This is a genomic window from Ruegeria sp. (assembly GCF_028066395.1).
In the GTDB taxonomy this organism is placed as follows: Bacteria; Pseudomonadota; Alphaproteobacteria; order Rhodobacterales; family Rhodobacteraceae; genus Ruegeria.
Genome location: NZ_JALCBM010000033.1, coordinates 18,776 through 23,037, shown reverse-complemented (window position 1 = coordinate 23,037; position 4,262 = coordinate 18,776). Strand labels below are relative to the sequence as shown.

The window sequence follows — 4,262 nt, the reverse complement described above, 5'->3', positions numbered from 1 at the left end:
CCTGCTCGACAATGTCAAAGTCCAGGAAATTCTCGCGTTCCGCGATTCCGATGTTCTTGAAACTCCAAATGCCGATGTAACCGCGACTCTCGTCGAGGATCTTGGCGCGGACCTCATTGTAAACGGAAGCTTCGAAGCCGGTGCGGAAACCAGGCCTGATGCCAGCATCACATTTGGCACGCCGGATGGTTGGACCATTGTGAGTGGAACCCAAGCGGAGTTCCTGACCAATGGTGTTGATGGTCTTGCAACGGAATCCGGCAGCACGTTTCTCGAACTTGCGGTCAATGGTATTCGGAGCAGCATAAGTCAGGATGTTGCCACGAATGGAAACGGCACGTATCAGATTTCTATTGATTACCGAACCCACTCGGGCCTTTCAGGCGATAATCTGGCTGTTGAAGTCCTGTGGAATGGTGAAGTTGTTGGTGTAATCACTGAGGGCAGCCAAACCGAATGGACCACTCATACATTCCGTGTTTCGGGTGCTCCCGACGGGAATTCGACAATTGAGCTGCGCGATGCAAGTACAAATGGTGGCCAAGGCGGTCTGCTTGACAATGTTCGCGTGCAGGAAGTGCAACTTCGTCCGGATCCAAATTACGATGCCGCAGACGCGGCAGTCTTTACTGGTCAGTTGCTGTTGAATGACGCAGGCGTGAACAGTCTGGCGCAGGCCGAGCAACTGCTTGCCACCAAGCAATCCGAGATCATCGACTACAATGCCTCGCGGATCAGTTTTGCCGAACAAAGCGGAAGCGTGTTCGAGTTCTTCGACACCGCAGCCTATGCGGAAGGACTGTATGAAGACCGGGTTCATGACAATGCGATCCACAAGCTGAACGGGCAGATTTACCTGTCTGCCGGGCAGCATACGGTTGATCTGGAACATGATGACGGTGTTCGTTTGTCGATTGCGGGACAGCAGGTCATCACCGATGACTACTGGGACGGTACGCAAACCAAGACGGCAACATTCTCAATTGCCGAGTCGGGCTATTATGATGTCGATCTTCTGTTCTTTGAGGGCGGCGGTCATTCCCGGCTGAATCTGGCGATTGACGGGCAGGTCGTAGACACGGCCAACCAGAATTTCGTTGCGCCGGAATACAGAACCGTGGCCGGGAACGAGATCGAAGCCTTTGGCACGGCCAACTTTGTCGTTGCCGGTGATGGCGACGACCGCATTCGGGCGGGCAGCTTGTTGAACCTTGCCACCGCGGCGGCGGTTCAGGCGGCCAACAACAGCGACGACTCTTTCGTTCGCGGTGCGTTCGGGACATCCGATGGCACGTTGTACGGGGAAGAATCGCTGGGCACGGCCTTTACCAACCTCGTGGGGGCAATCGCCAATCTGGGTAACGTCATCATTGCCGGTAACGGCAACAACATCGTCAAAGCCTATGGGGGTGCAAACATCATCCAGACCGGCAGCGGCGATGACCAGATCACCGCATATGGTCTTGGAAATGCCATTGTTGCTGGTAACGGCAACAACTCGCTCCAGCTTATTGGCGCGTCCAACTTTGTCTGGGGCGGTGACGGAGATGATGAAATCCAGTTCATCGGCGATGACAACATTTATGTTCTGGGCGATGGCTATAACCGGGTCACAGGGTTCGGCGTCGGCGGCATTGCCAACGTCCCCGGTGTCGGCAATATCGGTAACATCATCATTGGCGCCGGTGGCGTTGATGACGTTGTCGTCCTGGGCGCGCGCAACTTCCTGATCTTGGGCGGCGGTGATAACTTTGCCATTGCGATCGGGAATGTGAACGTCCTGCAGGGCGCCAGCGGTGACGACTTCTTTGTTGGCCTGGGTGCGAACAACGTCGTGAATGCCGGTGACGGAGACAACTTCCTGGTTCTGGGCGGCCTGCTGAATCTGGTCTTCACCGGGGCGGGCAATGATGTCGCGTTCCAGATCGGGACGGACAATTATGGCTTCTACGGCGGCGGGGATAACCGGGTATTCCTGGGCGGCGAGCGTAACATCGTTCTGACCGGCACCGGTGATGACACGGTTATCGCGGTTGCAATTCCCACGGTCAGCCTGGTTATTCAGGCGATTACAGGTGTTGAATTGCCAACCGGCAACATCGCCATTACCGGGGCTGGTCGTGACAATGTCATTCTGCTGGGCAAGGCAAACATCGCCTTGACCGGAGCAGACCACGACATCACGATCCTTGGTGGTGAGTACAACTTCCTGTTGTCGGGCGCTGGCGATGACATTTCGCTTCTTGCGGGCAAGTACAACTTTGCCTTCTTCGAGGGCGGCGATGATATCGGCATCACCCTTGGTGAGACCAATGTCGTCTTCTCGGGCTCGGGCGATGATATTCTGGGTGTTATCGGCAAAACCAATGTCGTGTTTGCCGGTTCAGGCAGCGACCTCTTGCTGGTTGCGGGCGAGTTCAACTTTGTTGTCACAGACAATGAAATCGAATTCTCGACTGCTGAGCTGGCCAGTTATCTGGGCGAAGGCGATTTCAATCCTGCGTCGGACCTTAAAATCGAAGGTGGTGATACAGGGATTGAGGCTGGGGCATTTCCCTACGCCGATCTGGCCTTTTTCTTCCCGGATATCGAGTTTTCCAACCCCGATGTGCCGGACTATTCCTTCCCGACCTTGACGTCGCCCCAAGTGGATATTCCAATCCCTGATATCCCGGAACTGAAATCAGCACCGGAATACAAGTACGGTGAGCTTGGAAATTATGGGTTCCCCACGATTTCCCTGCCCACCTTGTCCATTCCGGAACTGCAATTGCCGGGGCAATCCATCCCATCTATCGCCATCCCGGACATAACCCAGTTCAACCTCGCTGTAGAAGGTGCGGGTGTGCAAACGACCGGGTCGTTCAACATCCAAAACGACTTCTATGGCGGGGGCGATGCTTTCGCTCGGGATTTCCTGGGAACCAACAGCAGCGATGGGGCACCCGGGACATTGTTCGGCAATGACTTTGATGCCACGTTCTATCTTCTTGGAGAGGATTATGGCGTCACTGCATATGCTCAGACCGAGAACAATCTGGGTGTGGGCGATGTCGATCAACTGCTTGATGTCAATGCATCCAATTCTGGTGTCGAGAGCTTGGATCAGGGAACGCTGAACGCCAACCTGCAGGGCAACTACAACCTTCTGGACGCGGAGGCGCGCACCGAAAACGAACTGACGGTCAACAAGGCCGGGGTGACGTATGATTACTCGGTCGAGTTCTCCGCGGGGTCGATTGTTGAACAGTCCATCAGCGGTCAGGTTGCGGTGCCATTTGGCGGTATTGTGGACCCAACCCACAATACCATTTCAATTGGCAATCAGGATACAGGCGCTGCCCTGGACCTGACCGACAAACGGACCTATGAGGTGCAGATCACCTATGAGGCTGCTCAACTGACCGGCAATGGGGCAGATGACATCATTGTCTACTACCATGGTGATAATGGGACAGAGGAAATCGGCCGCATCGATCCCACGGTCGCAGGTTCCGAACAAACGGCAACGTTCTTGTTCCGGGCTGAAGAAGGTGGGGAACTTCGGTTTGAATCGGAAAGTGGTGGCGCGCCTCTGACACAGATCGCTGCGGTCGATGTCGTTGAAAGCGATGTGTCCCGGATCGATCTGCCGACCTTCAGCCTGCCTGATCTGGAACTGCCCGAATTCCACCTGAACGGTCTGGACCTGTCGGGGCTTGATGTGCTGGACGACACTATTGCCGGTCGCGAGTTCTTTGGTCTGCAGATTCCGGATTTCGATATTCCGGGTGAGGATTTGGTCGTTCCCGACTTTGATCTTCAGGATCATGTCAACACTGATGAGGTGCGGCTGGACTCGCTCAGCTACACAATCCCATCCTTCAACATCCCAAATATCGCCGGGATACAGTGGGATCAGCGCATTGGTGACTACAGCCACGAATATTCGCTGCTGCAATCGCAACTGGTCGAAGCGGAGCAAAACCTGGTCGAGCTGAATCCTCTGGAAGGACCAACAGAAGAAACCGTCTACGGTGACCTTGCTGTTGTTGTTGGCAAAGAAAACCATGTCTATGCCGGGCGAGGTGACGATGCGGCCCTGTTGGCAGGCCAGAAAAACTTCTTCTACGGCGGGAGTGATGACGACATCGGCATTTTGGTCGGCGAAACCAATCTGGGTTTGTTTGACAGGGGCAATGATATCGCGCTTGCCATCGGCAAAACAAACACGATTGACCTGAAAAACGGCACGGACCTTGGTATCGCGATTGGTGAGAAAA

Annotated in this window: 1 protein-coding gene; it reads left to right on the top strand. The window is 54.8% G+C overall.

Annotation, left to right across the window (positions count from 1 at the left end; translation table 11 throughout):
• Positions 1–4,262: hypothetical protein (locus MPJ51_RS11795; protein ID WP_298386628.1), on the top strand; the 4,262-nt coding region annotated here is incomplete at both ends.